General features: G+C 31.3%; 13 protein-coding genes. 5 read left to right on the forward strand and 8 right to left on the reverse strand.

The genetic code is table 11. The annotated features are described in order from the left end of the window. The first annotated feature begins 10 nt into the window (after nt 1–10). The 3 genes from KQI38_RS18780 (at nt 11) to nhaC (ending at nt 5,318) form a co-directional block, all read left to right on the forward strand. Nucleotides 11–2,053 (forward strand): hydantoinase/oxoprolinase family protein, encoded by a 2,043-nt coding sequence (locus KQI38_RS18780; protein WP_216562177.1) that lies wholly within the window; start codon nt 11–13, stop codon nt 2,051–2,053. A gap of 14 nt (nt 2,054–2,067) precedes the next feature. Beyond that, a complete protein-coding gene (locus KQI38_RS18785) occupies nt 2,068–3,825 on the forward strand; it encodes a hydantoinase B/oxoprolinase family protein (RefSeq protein WP_216562178.1) in 1,758 nt (585 codons plus the stop codon). Nucleotides 3,826–3,890: 65 nt separating this feature from the next. After that, nucleotides 3,891–5,318, forward strand: coding sequence for a Na+/H+ antiporter NhaC (nhaC, locus tag KQI38_RS18790; protein WP_216562180.1), 1,428 nt, complete (start codon nt 3,891–3,893; stop codon nt 5,316–5,318). 165 nt (nt 5,319–5,483) lie between these two features. Here nhaC and KQI38_RS18795 read toward each other — a convergent pair whose 3' ends face one another. The 5 genes from KQI38_RS18795 to KQI38_RS18815 are packed head-to-tail and all read right to left on the reverse strand — an operon-like array spanning nt 5,484 to nt 9,780. Beyond that, nucleotides 5,484–6,608 (reverse strand): DHHW family protein, encoded by a 1,125-nt coding sequence (locus KQI38_RS18795; protein WP_216562182.1) that lies wholly within the window; start codon nt 6,606–6,608, stop codon nt 5,484–5,486. 10 nt (nt 6,609–6,618) lie between these two features. Further along, a complete protein-coding gene (locus KQI38_RS18800) occupies nt 6,619–8,031 on the reverse strand; it encodes an MBOAT family O-acyltransferase (protein WP_216562185.1) in 1,413 nt (470 codons plus the stop codon). Between the two features lie 57 nt (nt 8,032–8,088). Then, nucleotides 8,089–8,616 (reverse strand): DUF4358 domain-containing protein, encoded by a 528-nt coding sequence (locus KQI38_RS18805; RefSeq protein WP_216562188.1) that lies wholly within the window; start codon nt 8,614–8,616, stop codon nt 8,089–8,091. A gap of 5 nt (nt 8,617–8,621) precedes the next feature. After that, nucleotides 8,622–9,236: a hypothetical protein gene (locus KQI38_RS18810; protein ID WP_216562191.1), complete on the reverse strand. Its 615-nt coding sequence runs from the start codon at nt 9,234–9,236 to the stop codon at nt 8,622–8,624. Further along, nucleotides 9,226–9,780, reverse strand: a complete 555-nt coding sequence (locus tag KQI38_RS18815) for an RNA polymerase sigma factor (protein WP_216562195.1) — start codon at nt 9,778–9,780, stop codon at nt 9,226–9,228. The genes KQI38_RS18810 and KQI38_RS18815 overlap by 11 nt, the downstream gene beginning before the upstream one ends. A gap of 173 nt (nt 9,781–9,953) precedes the next feature. Between KQI38_RS18815 and KQI38_RS18820 the strand changes: the two genes are divergently transcribed. Next, complete coding sequence (locus KQI38_RS18820) at nt 9,954–10,709, forward strand: SDR family NAD(P)-dependent oxidoreductase (protein WP_216562198.1); 756 nt, start codon at nt 9,954–9,956, stop codon at nt 10,707–10,709. A 26-nt stretch (nt 10,710–10,735) separates the two neighbouring features. On the opposite strand, the gene KQI38_RS18825 is transcribed toward KQI38_RS18820, so the two are convergent. The 3 genes from KQI38_RS18825 to KQI38_RS18835 form a co-directional block, all read right to left on the reverse strand. Further along, entirely contained in the window at nt 10,736–11,038 is a 303-nt protein-coding gene (locus tag KQI38_RS18825) for a hypothetical protein (protein WP_216562201.1), read from the reverse strand. A gap of 59 nt (nt 11,039–11,097) precedes the next feature. Then, nucleotides 11,098–11,655, reverse strand: a complete 558-nt coding sequence (locus KQI38_RS18830) for a CD3073 family putative ECF transporter S component (protein ID WP_216562204.1) — start codon at nt 11,653–11,655, stop codon at nt 11,098–11,100. Nucleotides 11,656–11,782: 127 nt separating this feature from the next. Next, complete coding sequence (locus tag KQI38_RS18835) at nt 11,783–15,001, reverse strand: SNF2 helicase associated domain-containing protein (RefSeq protein WP_216562206.1); 3,219 nt, start codon at nt 14,999–15,001, stop codon at nt 11,783–11,785. A gap of 217 nt (nt 15,002–15,218) precedes the next feature. Between KQI38_RS18835 and KQI38_RS18840 the strand changes: the two genes are divergently transcribed. Then, nucleotides 15,219–15,496 (forward strand): DUF188 domain-containing protein (locus tag KQI38_RS18840; RefSeq protein WP_216562209.1); only part of this gene is annotated, 278 nt, incomplete at its 3' end.

The following is a 15,496-nucleotide window of genomic DNA, read 5'->3' on the forward strand; positions in this document are numbered from 1 at the left end:
AGGTGATTAAATGTTCAGAATAGGAATAGATACTGGGGGAACAAATACAGACGTTGTTTTGACAAATGTTGAGACAGGAAAAATATACTATACAAAAACTCCCTCTACTCCAAAAGAATTGCTTAAAGGCATCAACACAGGCATAAATAAAATCATTGATGAATATGGAGTTAAACCCCAGGAAATCGAAGAATTGATTTATGGTACAACAATAGTCGTAAATATGATTGCACAGAAACTTAATGAGGCGACTGCATTAATAACAACTAGAGGATTCAGAGATGTTCTGGAAATTGGAAGAGCATATAGAAGTGAAAATATTTATGATATTAACATGGACAAGCCAGAACCTCTAATAAAAAGAAATTTAAGATTCGAAGTTTCTGAAAGAATAAACTTTTTAGGTCAGGAACTTGAGCCTTTAAATGAAAATGAAGTAATAGAGATTATTAGTAAATTAAAAGAAAAGAAAATTCGTGCTGTAGCTGTATGTTTGATGCACTCATACGCAAACCCTGCTCATGAAATAAAAATAAAAGAAATAATAAATAGAGAATGGCCGGAAGCTTATGTTTCGATTTCAGCTGATATCAATCCTCAATTCAGGGAATACGAAAGAACATCTACTACCGTAATAAATGCATTTATGATGCCAAGTATGGCTTCACATTTAGTCGATTTTAAAAATCAAATGGATAATAGCCAAATAGATGCAAAGTATTATATGATGCAAGGTAATGCAGGAATAATGACATTTGATACAGCATTGACAAAACCTGTCTCAGTATCAGATTCAGGACCTATTGCAGGTATCATAGCAGCAAACTATATAAGTAAATTGATAAACGAAAAAAACATTATCACTTTTGATATGGGTGGAACGAGTACTGATGTTGCATTGATTCAAGACAATGTAATGAAATTTACTACAGATAGTCATATTGAAGGGTATCCCATAAGCATTCCTACAGTTGATCTTAATTTTATTGGAGCCGGAGGAGGAAGCATTGCATGGGTTGATGGGGGCGGCGCATTAAAGGTTGGTCCTTTGAGTGCAGGAGCAGAACCTGGACCTGTATGTTATGGAAAGGGCGGAGAAAAACCCACCGTAACTGATGCAAACCTCGTTACTGGAAGAATTAGACCTGAAATATTTGAAGAAAATTTGGATAATGCAATGGAAAAAACTGAAAATGCAATTTCCAGATATATTGCAGCTCCTTTGGGCATTGACACAATAAAAGCAGCGGAAGGTATCATTGATGTGGTAAATTCTAACATGATAAGGGCTATAAAATTTGTTTCTGTTCAAAAGGGATACGACCCAAGAGAATTTACACTAGTAGCCTTCGGTGGTGCAGGTGGGCTTCATGCAGGAAAACTTGCTGAAGAGCTTGAAATTCCGAAAGTTATTGTTCCTTATTCACCAGGAACTTTCAGTGCAGTAGGATTAGTATTATCTGATATAAAATGCGATTACGTTCATTCTAAGTTGATGACAAAAGAGCAAATAAGTCCAGAGATATTAAATGATATATATATAGAACTGGACAAGCAGGGGAATGACGGACTTGAAAAACAAAATGTATCCGAAGAAAATAAGCTACTAATAAGAACTTGTGATATGAGATATTTTGGTCAAGCTTTTGAAATAAGTGTTCCACTTCCACCCAAAGCTTTAACTGAAAAAGATATCGACGATATGATTGAAAACTTCCATAATCTACACGAACACGCATATGGCCATTGCATGAAAGAAGACCCTATTGAATTCGTGAATTATAGAGTCAGTGCAATTGGAACTATTGTAAAACCTGATATTAAGAAAAGTTCACAGGTAAATAAAATAGAAAAAAGATTAGGGACAGCTATTTTTGACGGCAAAGAGCACAATGTACCAATTATAAATAGAGATTCATTAAGCGCCGGCGAGACCATTGAAGGTCCTGCTATAGTAGCTGAAATGGGTGCCACCGTAGTTATATACCCTAATCATACGGCTACGGTTGATGACATGAAAAACATTATTATGCACACAAATATTAATGTATAAGGATGGTGAATTAAATGGCTAATGTTATTTTGCTTGAGGTTATCAATAATGCTTTACGTTCTGTAGCTGAGCAAATGTCAGCTACTATGGTCAGAAGCAGCTACTCAACTATTGTAAAAGAAATGATGGACTGTTCTTCTGCTATTTTTGATGGCAACGGGAGATTATTGGCTGAAGGAGCTAATATTCCGATACATTTAAATTGCCTTGGACCATGTTTAAATACTGTACTTACAAAATATTTTTCAAAGGAAGATTTAAATCCCGGAGATTTAATACTAACCAACCATCCATATGCCGGTGGAGAATCTTTGGGCAGTCACCATACTAAGGATTTAATTATGATAGCACCTGTATTTCATGATAATAATGAGCTTATTGCATTTTCTATGACAATGTTACATCACAAAGATGTTGGCGGAGTTTGGACAGGCGATTCGTGGACTGTTGAAATATGGCAAGAAGGGTTCTTATTGGAGCCAATAAAATTATATGATAAAGGAATAAGAAATGAAGCACTTTGGAATGTAATTCTAAATAACACAAGAACTCCAAGAGATATGAAAGGTGACTTGATGGCTCAAATTTCTGCATGCAATATTGGAATAAAAGGTTTTAAACAAATTGTCAAAAAATATGGTTTAGAGCTTGTAAAAGAAGTTACGGAGGATCTTTTGAATTACTCCGAAAGATTGACAAGAAATGAAATAAGACTTATAAAAGACGGTAGTTACACACATGAGGAAAAGATTCTTGATGACGGATTTGAAGGAGGTCCATATAATTTAAAATTAACAGTAATAGTTGAGGGAGATAATATAACCTTTGATTATACCGGCACTGATAAACAAATAAGAGGTCCTATAAATTCACCTCTTTCAGCAACTATTTCAGCAACATATTATGCCATGAGGTGTATAACAAATGCAGATATTCCATCAAATCAAGGGTGTCAACGGCCAATAAAAGTAATCGCTCCAGAGGGAACTCTTGTAAACTGTCAAATGCCAATAGGATGCTTCCAAAGAATGGTTACAGATCACATATTAGTTGATCTGATAATGGGTGCAATGGCTAATGCTATACCAAATAAAGTAATGGCTGATTCTTGCGGAACAAATTATGATTTTTGTTCAGGAACCAATTTGGAAACTCATCCTCGTGGCGGTGAAATAACTCACCGACAATATTGGGGTGAAATAGTACCTGGTGGTCTAGGTGCGAGATCTGACAAAGATGGTATAACAATAATGTCATGTCACGTCACAAATTGTCCTATTCCTCCATTAGAAGCTCAAGAAATAGAAGCCCCTATGCTGTTTATTGAGAGATCTATTCTGCCAGATTCTGAGGGTGCCGGAAAATTCAGAAGTGGATTCGCACAAAGAAGAAAATGGAAATTAGTAGGGCATGATGGCATATTCTCACACGTATCACAAAAATCAAAAATACCCCCACAAGGGATGCACGGAGGAAAACATGGAAACACGAGTAAATGGATAATAAATGAGGGAAAAGAAGATGAAAAAATATTGGACTATGCTATGGGTGATGTGATTTTTCTTAATTACGGTGATACAATAACATGTATTACAGCAAGCGGTGGAGGATATGGAAATCCATTAGAGAGAGATATGGAAAAAGTTAAAGAGGATGTTGAAATGGGCTTAGTTTCTATAGAAAATGCAAAGTTGAAATATGGAGTTATAATTAATCCTATAACACATGAAATAAATTATGAAGAATCAAACCGTCTAAGAAATATCAAATAGACCACAAAATCAAGCCACTTAAGAAATATTAAATACTAGAATTAAATTATGAAAGGAGAATTTTCATGAGTGAAAATGTAAAAAACATCCTGAATAAAGATAAAAAGCAGGTTAGTTTCGGTATGGCTTTTTTATGCATGGTCTCTTTAGCTTTAATATTCGTGGGTGGATTTGCACTACTAAAAATATCTACACAAGTTGTATTTTTGATTGCTATTATTGTGTGTTCAATAATAGGTATTATTAATGGTTTTAGTCTTCAAGATATAGAAAGCTTTTTCCTAAAAGGATGTAAAGATGTAATATTAGCTGCAATGATACTAATGGCAGTTGGTGCTGTCATTGGTTCATGGATAGTATCGGGTATAGTGCCTACTATAATATATTACGGGCTCAGCATATTAACTCCCGCTACATTTATTATTGCAGGTTTTTTAATATGTTGCATAATATCATTTTTTACAGGAAGTTCATATACTGCTATTTCAACTCTAGGCGTAGCATTTATGGGTATTGGAATTGGGCTAAATATTAATTCTGCCATTACAGCAGGCATGGTAGTTTCAGGTTCTGTTTTTGGAGATAAACTCTCTCCTTTTTCAGACTCAACTAACTTAGCAGCAGCAGTATCTGATTGCAATGTCTTTGAACACGTTAGGTCTATGTTATTTACAACAATACCTGCTGTAATTATATCGGCAATATTGTATTTCTTAATAAGTTTAAAATATCAAGGACTTGAACTTGATATGACTTTGATTAACAATATAAAGGGAGTTTTAGATACTAATTTTAACATTACTCCTATACTTCTAATAGTTCCAATATTCACGATATTTTTGGCTGTAAAAAAGATTCCACCTCTTGTTGCATTAATTATTAGCTCACTTATGGGAATCTTTGCAGCATTTTTATTCCAAGGCTCCCATTATGAATTAAAGACAATAATAAATTCTCTTGGCAACGGATTCAGCATCAATACAGATATACCTGAAATTAATAAACTACTTAACCGAGGCGGAATGTTAAGTATGATGGGAGCAACAGCACTAGCATTCTTAGCTGTTGGACTCGGTGAAATACTTCAAAGTATAGGAGTATTAGATGTAGCATTGAATAAAATGAATAAAATTATCCGTTCTGAAGGCACTCTAGTTATATTCACTCTTTTAACGAGTTTGATTGTAACAATTTTGTGTGCGAGCCAGTATATTTCAATTATTCTTACTGGTCAATTAATGAAAAACTCATATACTGAGTACAAAGTTAAGAAGACTGTTTTATCACGGACTCTTGAAGATGGAGGAACAATATTCTGTTATTTGATCCCATGGTCTACATCTGGAGTATATATAGCAGGGGTTCTGGGTATAGAAGTCACCGCATATGCACCGTATGCATTCTTCTGCATTCTATGTCCTATAATAGCAGCTATATATGCTTTCACTGGATTTGCAATATTTAAAGAAGATGAAAGTAAAGAACCGGTTTAATCGTCCGATTCATTTACAGATTAGGCAGATGAAGGTTTTTTGAGAAACAATTATTAACAACTAAAATACAAGCCTAAATTAAAGTGGCTATCCTATAATGATAAAAATAATCATTAAAAAGATAGCTACTTTTCTCTTTGAATTCACTTATGTCTGAAATTTATTTTATCTCCCTAAAACAAACAAAGCCTTTTCTTTAGCAAAGTTTTGTACATTAAACAAAAGCAATATCTCATCAATTCCCTTCTCTTTAACAAGCTCTTCTATACTCATATTAAAATGTCTAGGATCTATAACTATGATTTTTTCATAATGATTTGTTAGAAATGGAATAAAGCTATTAGCAAAAGAATCTTTGATTACCAATAAAGATTTTTTATTTTTCACTGATGTTTCTATTTCCATTAGTGATTTATCTCCTCCTAAGAAATAAGAGTACTTATCAGTTTTATTTAAATAAGTTTCATCATAAAGGCTATAAACTTCTTCTTTATTATTAATTTTAATATTATACTTCACATTCTCCTTTGGTTCATAAATATATATATCATCTGGTTTTCCTAAATAAAAATTAGCCTTTCTATAATTAGTTCCCCAAAACTCTTGAGATATCTTTTTTACTATAAACTCCTCTTCCTTTAATGGATTTTCTCCTATTGCTTCCATATAATATTTATAAGCATAAAAAGCTCCTTTAGTAGTCCAATGATGGTCAGTTCTATAGTATATATCTTCATTAGATTTTTCACTTAGGGCTTTTACTAAGTTTATTAGTTTCATTTTTCCATTAAAAGAAGATTCCAATTTATCTATAATATAACTTTCATCAACTATAGGAGCATATAAGGGTAATTTATGATTTAGAACTGTAGACTTACTAGGTACCAATAGAGAGGTAACAGGAATATTATGCTTATTCATTTTATCTAAAAATATACTGATACTCTCTATATTTTTCTTTAATTGTTCTTCATCTATTTCCTTATCTATATCAAATAAATAATCTTCTTTTCCAAAGTAAACTCTGCCATTATCCTTTTTTAATAAAGATAAATCTGCAATTGTCTTTAATCCTATCCAATTATCTCTAGAGATAAATTGGTCCGTTGTATAGGTTTCAAAATCTTTACTAAACTTTCCAGATATTATAGTATCCAAATTAAGCTTTGGAAGTCCTTGCAGATATCTATTTTCTTTGTTGGAAAACACCCTTTTGGGTGATACTATATTACCTATGGATAATGATAATAATAATCCAGTACATATTATAACTCTTGCTTTTTCTTTCATATCTATCCTCCTAAAAACGAAAATATAAAAATGGATTATAAGATTGATCTACTAGATATGCTATTGATAATACTACTACTAAGAATAAAAATACATTTTCTGCAATCCATGATATCTTGCTAAATCTATTATTCATATGCTTCCACAACCTCTTAGGTATATCTGTTGACCCTATTATAAGAATTAAAAATAATAATATATTGGTATATAATAGATATAAAGATGTATGGTTAAAAATATCATTACTTCCAAATCCAAATAAGATTTTAATATAACTTAGCCCATCCTTTATGGAATCAAAAGCGAATATGGCCCATGATACAAGGACTAGAAATAGGGTATAAATTCTTGTAAGCCACTGAGGTAATTTCTTCAATATATCAAGAAGAAATAGCTTTTCTGCAATCAATATAATTCCAAAGAATAATCCCCACAGGGCAAAATTCCAGCTGGCACCATGCCATATTCCAGTTAAAATCCAAACTATTAATATATTTCTAATATGATTAAATCTCCCTTTCCTATTGCCCCCTAAGGGAATATATAGATATTCCTTGAACCATGTACCTAGAGATATATGCCATCTTCTCCAGAACTCGGTAATGCTTTTAGACATATAGGGATAATTAAAATTCTCTAAGAAATTAAATCCAAATATCTTTCCAAGACCAATAGCCATGTCTGAATATCCAGAGAAGTCAAAGTATATTTGAAAGCTAAAGGCCAATATACCTAGCCAAGCAGTTAACACTGGAATATTTGACATATTTAGATGGGATATATTGTCCCAGAGTATGCCTATATTATTTGCCAACAAAACTTTCTTTCCTAGACCTAAAGTAAATCTCTTTATACCTTCACTAAATAAATCATAGGATTCCACTCTATTATCCATTTCTTCTGCTACAGTTTGATATCTAACTATAGGCCCTGCTATAAGCTGAGGGAAAAGAGTTACATAGGTGCCAAAGGAAATAATATTATTTTGTACTTTTGTATCCCCTCTGTAGACATCTATTGTATAGGACATAGTTTGAAAAGTATAAAAGGATATGCCTATAGGTAAGGTAAGATTTAATAGCGGAATACTAGAACCTAATATATTATTTATATTGGATATAAGAAAGTCAGAGTATTTGAAAAAACCTAATAATCCTAAATTAACAAATATAGATACTCCTAACCATAGCTTTGCTTTATTTATGTTTTCATTACATTTATAATAATGAACTAATCTTCCACAGGTATAATCAAGGACTGTTGAAAATATCATAATCCATATATATTTAGGTTCTCCCCAGCTATAGAATAAAAGGCTTGCTATTAATAATATGAAATTCCTATATTTTTTAGGTGCTATAAAATATATCGTTAAAACAAATGGTAAAAAATAAAATAAAAATAATACGCTACTAAAAACCATAATAATCCCCCATTAAAAAATATCTAGTCTGATGAAAAAACCAGACTAGATTGCAATTTATTCAAAGAACTTATTGATAATATCTTCTACCTTCTTTACTTCTGCCTTTGCAAACTCAAGTCTTTCTTCCTCTGTAGCCTCTTGTCTATCATCGTATTTACCAAGCATTAAAAAGAAAACATAATCCCCGTGTCTAACTACCTTAGCAGAGTTTACCTTAGGCATATTCATAGGATACTGTAAAGATTCCTCTACAAGGAATTTTCTGTGTTTTTCTAAACTGTCTTCTATCACAGCTCCTTTACCTTCTTTTGCCTTGATTGCAATAAAAGTATCTACGTTAACACTTATCATCGGCACCTCTGCTATAAAGACTTCTATATCTTCTTCCTTTATACCTGTCAAATCCTTTATTTCTTCTACAGTTAATTCTCTATTTGCATAATAATCCTCACCAAGTGCTTCCTTAACTGCAGCATGTACTTCCTTCAAATCCACTATCTTTACTTCTTTTTTGGGAACACATCCTCCTAAAAACGAAGTCATCATTATCATTGCTAAGAATAATCCAAATATTTTTTTCATTTTACTTATCTCCTATCTATATTATCTTTTATATCATCTATATTATATTTATTTCCCTGCTTATCTATAAAAACATCCTTTTCTACCTCTAAAAATTGACCTTCACCATCATTTACTAAATAATATACTCCTTCCTCTTTCTGAAGAAATAATAAAGATTTACTTCCTTTCTTAAATTCACCTTCCATTTGGGAGAAAACCTTTTCCTTTTCTACCTTTCCTCCCCTTACCCTAAGAATAATTTCATCCTTATGAATATCTCCTAAAAAGACCTTCTCAATGCCTATAGTAATATCTGTATATATATAATTATTTTCTTTTACATATTGACTTTTATCAATTTTCTTAGTTTCTCCTACAACTATATAATCTGCTTCATGGAAGCTAATCATAGGATCATCTATGGTAAACATCCTAGCTATTTGCGGAATTTCGGTATAGCCTTTTGGAACTGAATTTTGTCCCTTAAATAATAGTAAAGGAACTATTATAACTATAGCCGCTGCCATAGATGAAATCTTTACATATCTTTTATATATTCTACTTTTTTCAACTCTTTCTCTTTCCAACATTTCCGCCTTCTTATATACCCCTTCTAGGAATTCCCTATTATCTTTCATCATCTCCAGCTCCTTTCTCCAATACATCTCTAAGAGCTTTCCTAGCTCTATGAATCAATACTCTTGTCTGTCCTAAGGTTTTTCCTAGAATTTTTGATATCTCTTCATAAGATAATTCTTCAAAGTTAGCTAAATAAATAGCTTTTTCATAATCAGGTTTTAACTTTTTTAAACTATCAAGAAGGAGTTTTTTTTCTTCATCTTTTATTACTTTTTCTTCTAGACTATCTTCATCTAATAATATCTCATTATCTCTTTCAAAGGGAATTACCTTTAACTTTGATTGCTTTCTTACATAATCTATGGCCTTATTTCGTCCTAATGTATATATATAAGTTTTAAAGGAATAGTCAAAATTATATTTTTCCTTGTAAACATAGACATAGGCAAATACATCCTGAGCAATATCTTCAGCAATAAAAATATCTCCAGTATATCGAGAAATAAAGTATATTAAGTTGTCCTTGTGAGTAAATACAATGTCTTCGAAGGCAGTTATATCGCCTTTAAGAAATTTTTTGTAAAGAATTTTATCATCTATCATTGGAGGCCTCCATTGTCTTTCATATATTATTCGTCTGAGTAAACAAAAAGTTACACTAAATTTAATATTTCTTTATTTATTAAAAATACCCTATAATATATAGGTTAAATTTTTCTTGACTTTCTTATATTAAATAGTAGAAAATAAATATAGAATACTTTTGGAGGTGAAAAATGAAATTAGATGAAAAAATTGTTCTAGTTACAGGAGCTAGTTCTGGTATAGGTAAGGAGATGGCTTTACTCTTTGCCAAGGAAGGTGCGAGGGTGGTTGCTGTGGCTAGAAGAATGAATAAGTTAGAAGAACTTGTAAATTCTTCTATAGAGTATAAAGGGATTATTATCCCCTTTGAAGGAGATGTATCTAAACAAGAAGATATAGACAAATTAGTGGACTATACAGTAAAGAATTTAGGTAAAATTGATATTTTAATCAATAATGCAGGAAACCTTGATAATTTCACACCTGCCCATGATTTGTCTGACGAACTGTGGGAAAATATATTGAATATAAACCTTACAGCACCTATGAAATTAACTAGAAAGGTTTTACCTTTTATGGTTGAATCTGGAAAGGGCAATATAATAAATGTTGCATCGATTGGTGGGCTAAATGGTGCTAGGGGTGGTGCTGCATACACTGCATCTAAATTTGGTTTAGTAGGTCTAACTAAAAACATTGGATTCATATATGCCAATAAAGGAATTAGATGTAATGTTATATGTCCCGGTGGAGTAGATACAGAAATAACTTCAAATCAGAAACCTAATGCTTTTGGAGTTGAACGAATAATGTCTGGTACTGGAAATAATATAAGATCTGGTTCCCCAGAAGAGATTGCAAATATAGCATTATTCTTAGCTTCAGATGAATCCAGCCTAGTCAATGGTGCAACCATTGTAGCCGATGCTGGTTGGACTGCATATTAGTCAATTAAAAAACTAGGTGATATCACCTAGTTTTTTATAAATTCTCTTAGCTCTTTAATGAACTCTTCATTATCTCCCCCATCAAAATATTCTCCTGGCACATCTATAGTGTTCAATATTATTTGTTCTTTTGTAGCTAAAGTTATTAACTCTTCCATAAATATTCCCTTTACACCTCTTATGCTACAGCTTGGACTTTCGTTGATGCCCAAAAGTCCAACAATCTCATATTCATTATCTAAGTATTCTTTCATAATATTTATAGCATCTTGAGATATGTTTTTGCAGAGAGTTCTAAACTCCGCAGTATCATACTCAAGTTTATCCATAGGCTTTCGCTTCAATCCTAAATGTCTATACTCTTGACAGGGGAGCTGATGAATTTCATTTATTTCGCTCCTTCAATATATCTCTTTGGAAGCCTTTGAATTAATAGAGAGACTATTAAACAACTCGCTATTTTATCGACAAAATTACTTGTAATCCTAGGAATAAAGGCTGCAGTAAAAATCTTTTGCCCTGACTGAGCTAGCCAAGTAAATAATACGTCATTAAAGTCTCCTGTAATGCCTCCATATACATAAGTAGCTATAGGTGTACCAATTAAAGGTGCCACCACTGCAAGTATTATTCCAGTTATAGCTGCTGTTACAAAATTAAACTTCCACTTTTTAGCTATAAAACCAACTGTAATTCCTATTGCGATATTAACTAATGCAAAGGGTATGACCTTCGGATTTGTAATAACTCCTTGAAGCAAATTTGTTAATCCTCCTGCTAAAGCTCCATACCAAGGTCCAAATACAGCAGCAGTAAATATAGTCCCTACAGTATCTAGAAATAATAGGGGTATGCTTAACATGTCAACTACTGTTCCAAGTACAATATTTACTGCAATAGCCAAAGCTGAAAAAATCAATGCATAAGTCCTGTTTCTTTGATTCATGAAATGACCTCCTACTATAATTTAGTTAAATAAATTATAGTATATAGGTTATTTATTGTATAATTGATAAATATTATAGTTAATTTCTAGATATAGGCGGATTTTATTACTATATTATTTATTTTCCTCACTCCATATCAAATAATGACATTATTTCTTCTTCTGATAATTTTGATATTAATGTTTCTCCATCAGTAATCACTTTATCAATCATTTCTTTTTTCTTTTCTTGCAGTTTAAATATTTTTTCCTCTATGGTTCCCTTTGCAACTAGTTTTATAACTTGAACAGTTTTTTCCTGTCCTATCCTGTGGGCCCTATCTGTAGCTTGATCTTCTACTGCTGGATTCCACCATGGATCGAAATGGATTACCATATCTGCAGAAGGTAAATTTAATCCAGTACCTCCTGCTTTAAGAGATATTAAAAATACATCTCCTATTCCTTTGTTGAAGTCCATTACCAGATTGCTCCTTTCCATAATAGGGGTTCCTCCATCAAGGTATAAAGTCTTTATCTTATTATATTCTAAAAGTTTTTTTATTTTTTCTAGCATAGTTGTAAACTGTGAGAATATCAATATTCTATGTCCAGAAGCAACAGCTTCAGCTACTATTTCCTCTAAGGAATCTAGTTTACCGCTTCCACCATTATAGCCTTCTACAAATATTCCAGGATGGCAGCATATTTGTCTCAATCTTGTTAGCCCAGCAAGAATTTTTATATGTGACCTACTATATCCCTTTGCATTTATCTCATCATCTATTTCACCTTTTATAGCCTGTAAATATGCCTTATACAATTTTTTCTGATCTTTTAACATATCTACTACTATCTTTTGTTCTATCTTATCTGGTAATTCCTTTAATACTTCTTTCTTAGATCGCCTTAATATAAAGGGCTTAATCTGATTACTTAATTCTTTTAATTTTTCGTTATCTTCTTTTTTAACTATTGGCCATTCATACTTCTTAATAAATTTCTTACTTGTCAAAAGATACCCTGGCATTAAGAAATCAAATATTGACCAAAGTTCAGATAATGAATTTTCCATAGGTGTTCCAGTCAAAGCAAAATAATTCTTTGCCTTAATATTTTTTACAGATTTTGCACTAAGGGATTCTTGATTTTTAATATACTGTGCTTCATCTAATATACAGTATCTAAAAAATATATCTCTATACTCTCCTATATCTCTTCTAATTAACGGATATGAAGTGATTATTAAATCATAGTCTTTTATAGTACCAATAAGTTTATTTCTCTCATCCTTATTTCCAACTACTACTAAGGTTTTTAGACTTGGAGAAAATCTCTTTACTTCTTCTTCCCAATTATATACAAGAGATGTAGGCACTATGACTATACTTGCTTCGGAACCTTTTTCCTCTTTTTCAGATAGTAAGAAGCTTATCATTTGAATCGTCTTTCCTAAACCCATTTCATCAGCTAGAACTCCACCAAATCCATAATTCGATAATGTTTTAAGCCATCTGAAACCAAATTTTTGATAATCCCTCAAATCAGCTATCAATCCTTTAGGTAATTCATATTCTATATCATCTGGATCATTTATATCTTGTACTAATCTCTTGAAATTTACATTTTTCTTGATATACTCAATTCCTCTATCTCTTATAAACTTGTCAAGATACAATGTCCTAAATTTAGGAATTTTAACATTTCCATCATGAAAATCTTTTCCTTCAATATCTAAATAATTCAACATATCTACTATATGGTCAAAGGCCTTATTATCAAGAGACAAAAAAGAACCATTTTTCAATTTGTAATATTTCTTCTTTTCTCTTAAGCTTCCTAAGATATTTTCAAATTCAAAATCATCTACACCTTCTATATCAAAATTAAATTCCAAAATATCTGATTTGTCATCAAGCTTGAGTCCACCTTTAAAGCTCTTAGGGCTTATAAGGCCCACTTTCTTAAAGCTCTCAGAATAATATACTTCACAATGTTTCTGTAATTCAGGTATAATATCAGTTATAAAATCATAAATTTGCTCTTCTTCCTCTAGATAGAATCCTCCATCTTCCACCTTAAAATCTCCTTGTTCTAGGAGCATCATTATAGTCCTCTCAGTTTCTATATCCCTTAATAATATTTTTTCTGTATTTAAATCATTTGTCTTTTGTGAAGAAAAAGGATTTATACTTATATTTCCATAATTAAATATTACCTTTCCAAGAATTAACTCATCTTGTTTATCAAAATACATTATAGAATGTAATGGCTCACTATAGATCGACTCTTCTACATTTTTATCTATAATTAATTTTGAATGCCTTCTAATAACAGGAAGTACTTCTGAAATAAAGGTCTCTTTTAAATCTTTTTCTATCCTTATTGCCGTTGTTTCTTTTTTTATTATTTCATTATATATTGGCATTATATTATTTATTTTCTCCTGAGATAATTGATAAATCTTATCCTTATAAAAAAAGTATTCTCCATTTGGTGTCAAGGATATTAACTGTGATCCATCAACAACTCTTAACAGAAGGTCTTCTTTACTCTCCTCTATTTTCAGGTTTAATTCCATATCTTCATCAGTTACTATTATGTCTTCAACATAACTATGATATATATTTGCATTAAATTTTCTATCTTTCATTAATTCAAAAAACCTCTTAAGAGATTCTGGACCTAAGTATATAGAATTTCCTTTAAATGTACTACTATATTTATTACCATAAGAATTATAAAAATTTATTTCATAATTTTCATATAATAAGCTAATAAAATCTATCAATTTCTTATCATTAGAGTTAAAACAATGAATCTCTGGACTAAATCTAAATTTCTTGCCAAATTCTATTTCCCTATTTTCTTGTAAATCTGATATAAACTTCTCTGCCCCTCTAACCACATATAGTTTATCTACTCCAATTCTAAAATCAAGAAAAGCTCCTTCATCTGTAAGTTTAAAATTTATTTCTAGGTTTACAGGAGTTTTTATATCACTTGATTCTTGGCTATAATAATGAAGTATGTTTTTTATATCTCCTTCAGATTTCTTACATCTTGTAAGACTTGTTTTCTCGTAGTCCATAATTAACATCAACAAAGCAACTATATGTTTACAATCTCCATGATATTTTTTATAGGCTCCACATGTACAAGATGTAGCAACAATATTATCATAGCTATTAAACTCAACAATCGATTTATACACAGAACTTCCAACTACACTGGCAACATAATAATTATGGTTTGGAGTTGTCTTTACTTCTCTTACTTTCCCAGACTCATAATATTGTTTTCCTTTTTCATATGTGTCATAAAGTTCTACTCTATCTATTAATATTTCGTCTGTTAATCTTGACATTTTTTCACCACCATATCTATAAGCAATATATTTTTTCTATATTTCCATCGCTAATATAACAATTTAATTCTAATGAATATTCCATATACCTAAGAATTATTTTAACATATCCAAACATTACTCTGTCAGATAATATATTATTATAGTTCTATAATCCTGATATAGATTCTTAGTATATATTTATTTCTTTCATGATATAATGAATTGAGGTGAGAATATGAAAATATATGTTGATGCAGATGGATGTCCCGTAGTTGATATAGCGGTAGGAGTTGCTAAAGAGTATAAATTAGAAATAATAGTTGTAAAAAACTATGCCCATGAAATTGCCGACCTTTACGCAACTGTTGTTTCTGTAGATATTTCACGTGATAGTGCTGATTTTTATATAATAAATAGAATAGAAAAAGGTGATATAGTTATCACCCAGGATTATGGATTAGCTGCCATGTGTTTATCTAAAAAAGCTATCTGTATAAATCAAAATGGCTTTAT

Source organism: Tissierella carlieri (genome assembly GCF_018917285.1).
GTDB lineage: Bacteria > Bacillota > Clostridia > Tissierellales > Tissierellaceae > Tissierella > Tissierella carlieri.

Excerpts from the sequence above, each read along its gene's own strand:
- nhaC (WP_216562180.1), top strand. The coding sequence starts at position 3,891 with ATGAGTGAAAATGTAAAAAACATCCTGAATAAAGATAAAAAGCAGGTT.
- KQI38_RS18830 (WP_216562204.1), bottom strand. The coding sequence starts at position 11,655 with ATGAATCAAAGAAACAGGACTTATGCATTGATTTTTTCAGCTTTGGCT.
- KQI38_RS18800 (WP_216562185.1), bottom strand. The coding sequence starts at position 8,031 with ATGGTTTTTAGTAGCGTATTATTTTTATTTTATTTTTTACCATTTGTT.
- KQI38_RS18825 (WP_216562201.1), bottom strand. The coding sequence starts at position 11,038 with ATGGATAAACTTGAGTATGATACTGCGGAGTTTAGAACTCTCTGCAAA.
- KQI38_RS18815 (WP_216562195.1), bottom strand. The coding sequence starts at position 9,780 with ATGATAGATGATAAAATTCTTTACAAAAAATTTCTTAAAGGCGATATA.
- KQI38_RS18805 (WP_216562188.1), bottom strand. The coding sequence starts at position 8,616 with ATGAAAAAAATATTTGGATTATTCTTAGCAATGATAATGATGACTTCG.
- KQI38_RS18810 (WP_216562191.1), bottom strand. The coding sequence starts at position 9,236 with ATGAAAGATAATAGGGAATTCCTAGAAGGGGTATATAAGAAGGCGGAA.
- KQI38_RS18795 (WP_216562182.1), bottom strand. The coding sequence starts at position 6,608 with ATGAAAGAAAAAGCAAGAGTTATAATATGTACTGGATTATTATTATCA.
- KQI38_RS18780 (WP_216562177.1), top strand. The coding sequence starts at position 11 with ATGTTCAGAATAGGAATAGATACTGGGGGAACAAATACAGACGTTGTT.
- KQI38_RS18785 (WP_216562178.1), top strand. The coding sequence starts at position 2,068 with ATGGCTAATGTTATTTTGCTTGAGGTTATCAATAATGCTTTACGTTCT.
- KQI38_RS18835 (WP_216562206.1), bottom strand. The coding sequence starts at position 15,001 with ATGTCAAGATTAACAGACGAAATATTAATAGATAGAGTAGAACTTTAT.
- KQI38_RS18820 (WP_216562198.1), top strand. The coding sequence starts at position 9,954 with ATGAAATTAGATGAAAAAATTGTTCTAGTTACAGGAGCTAGTTCTGGT.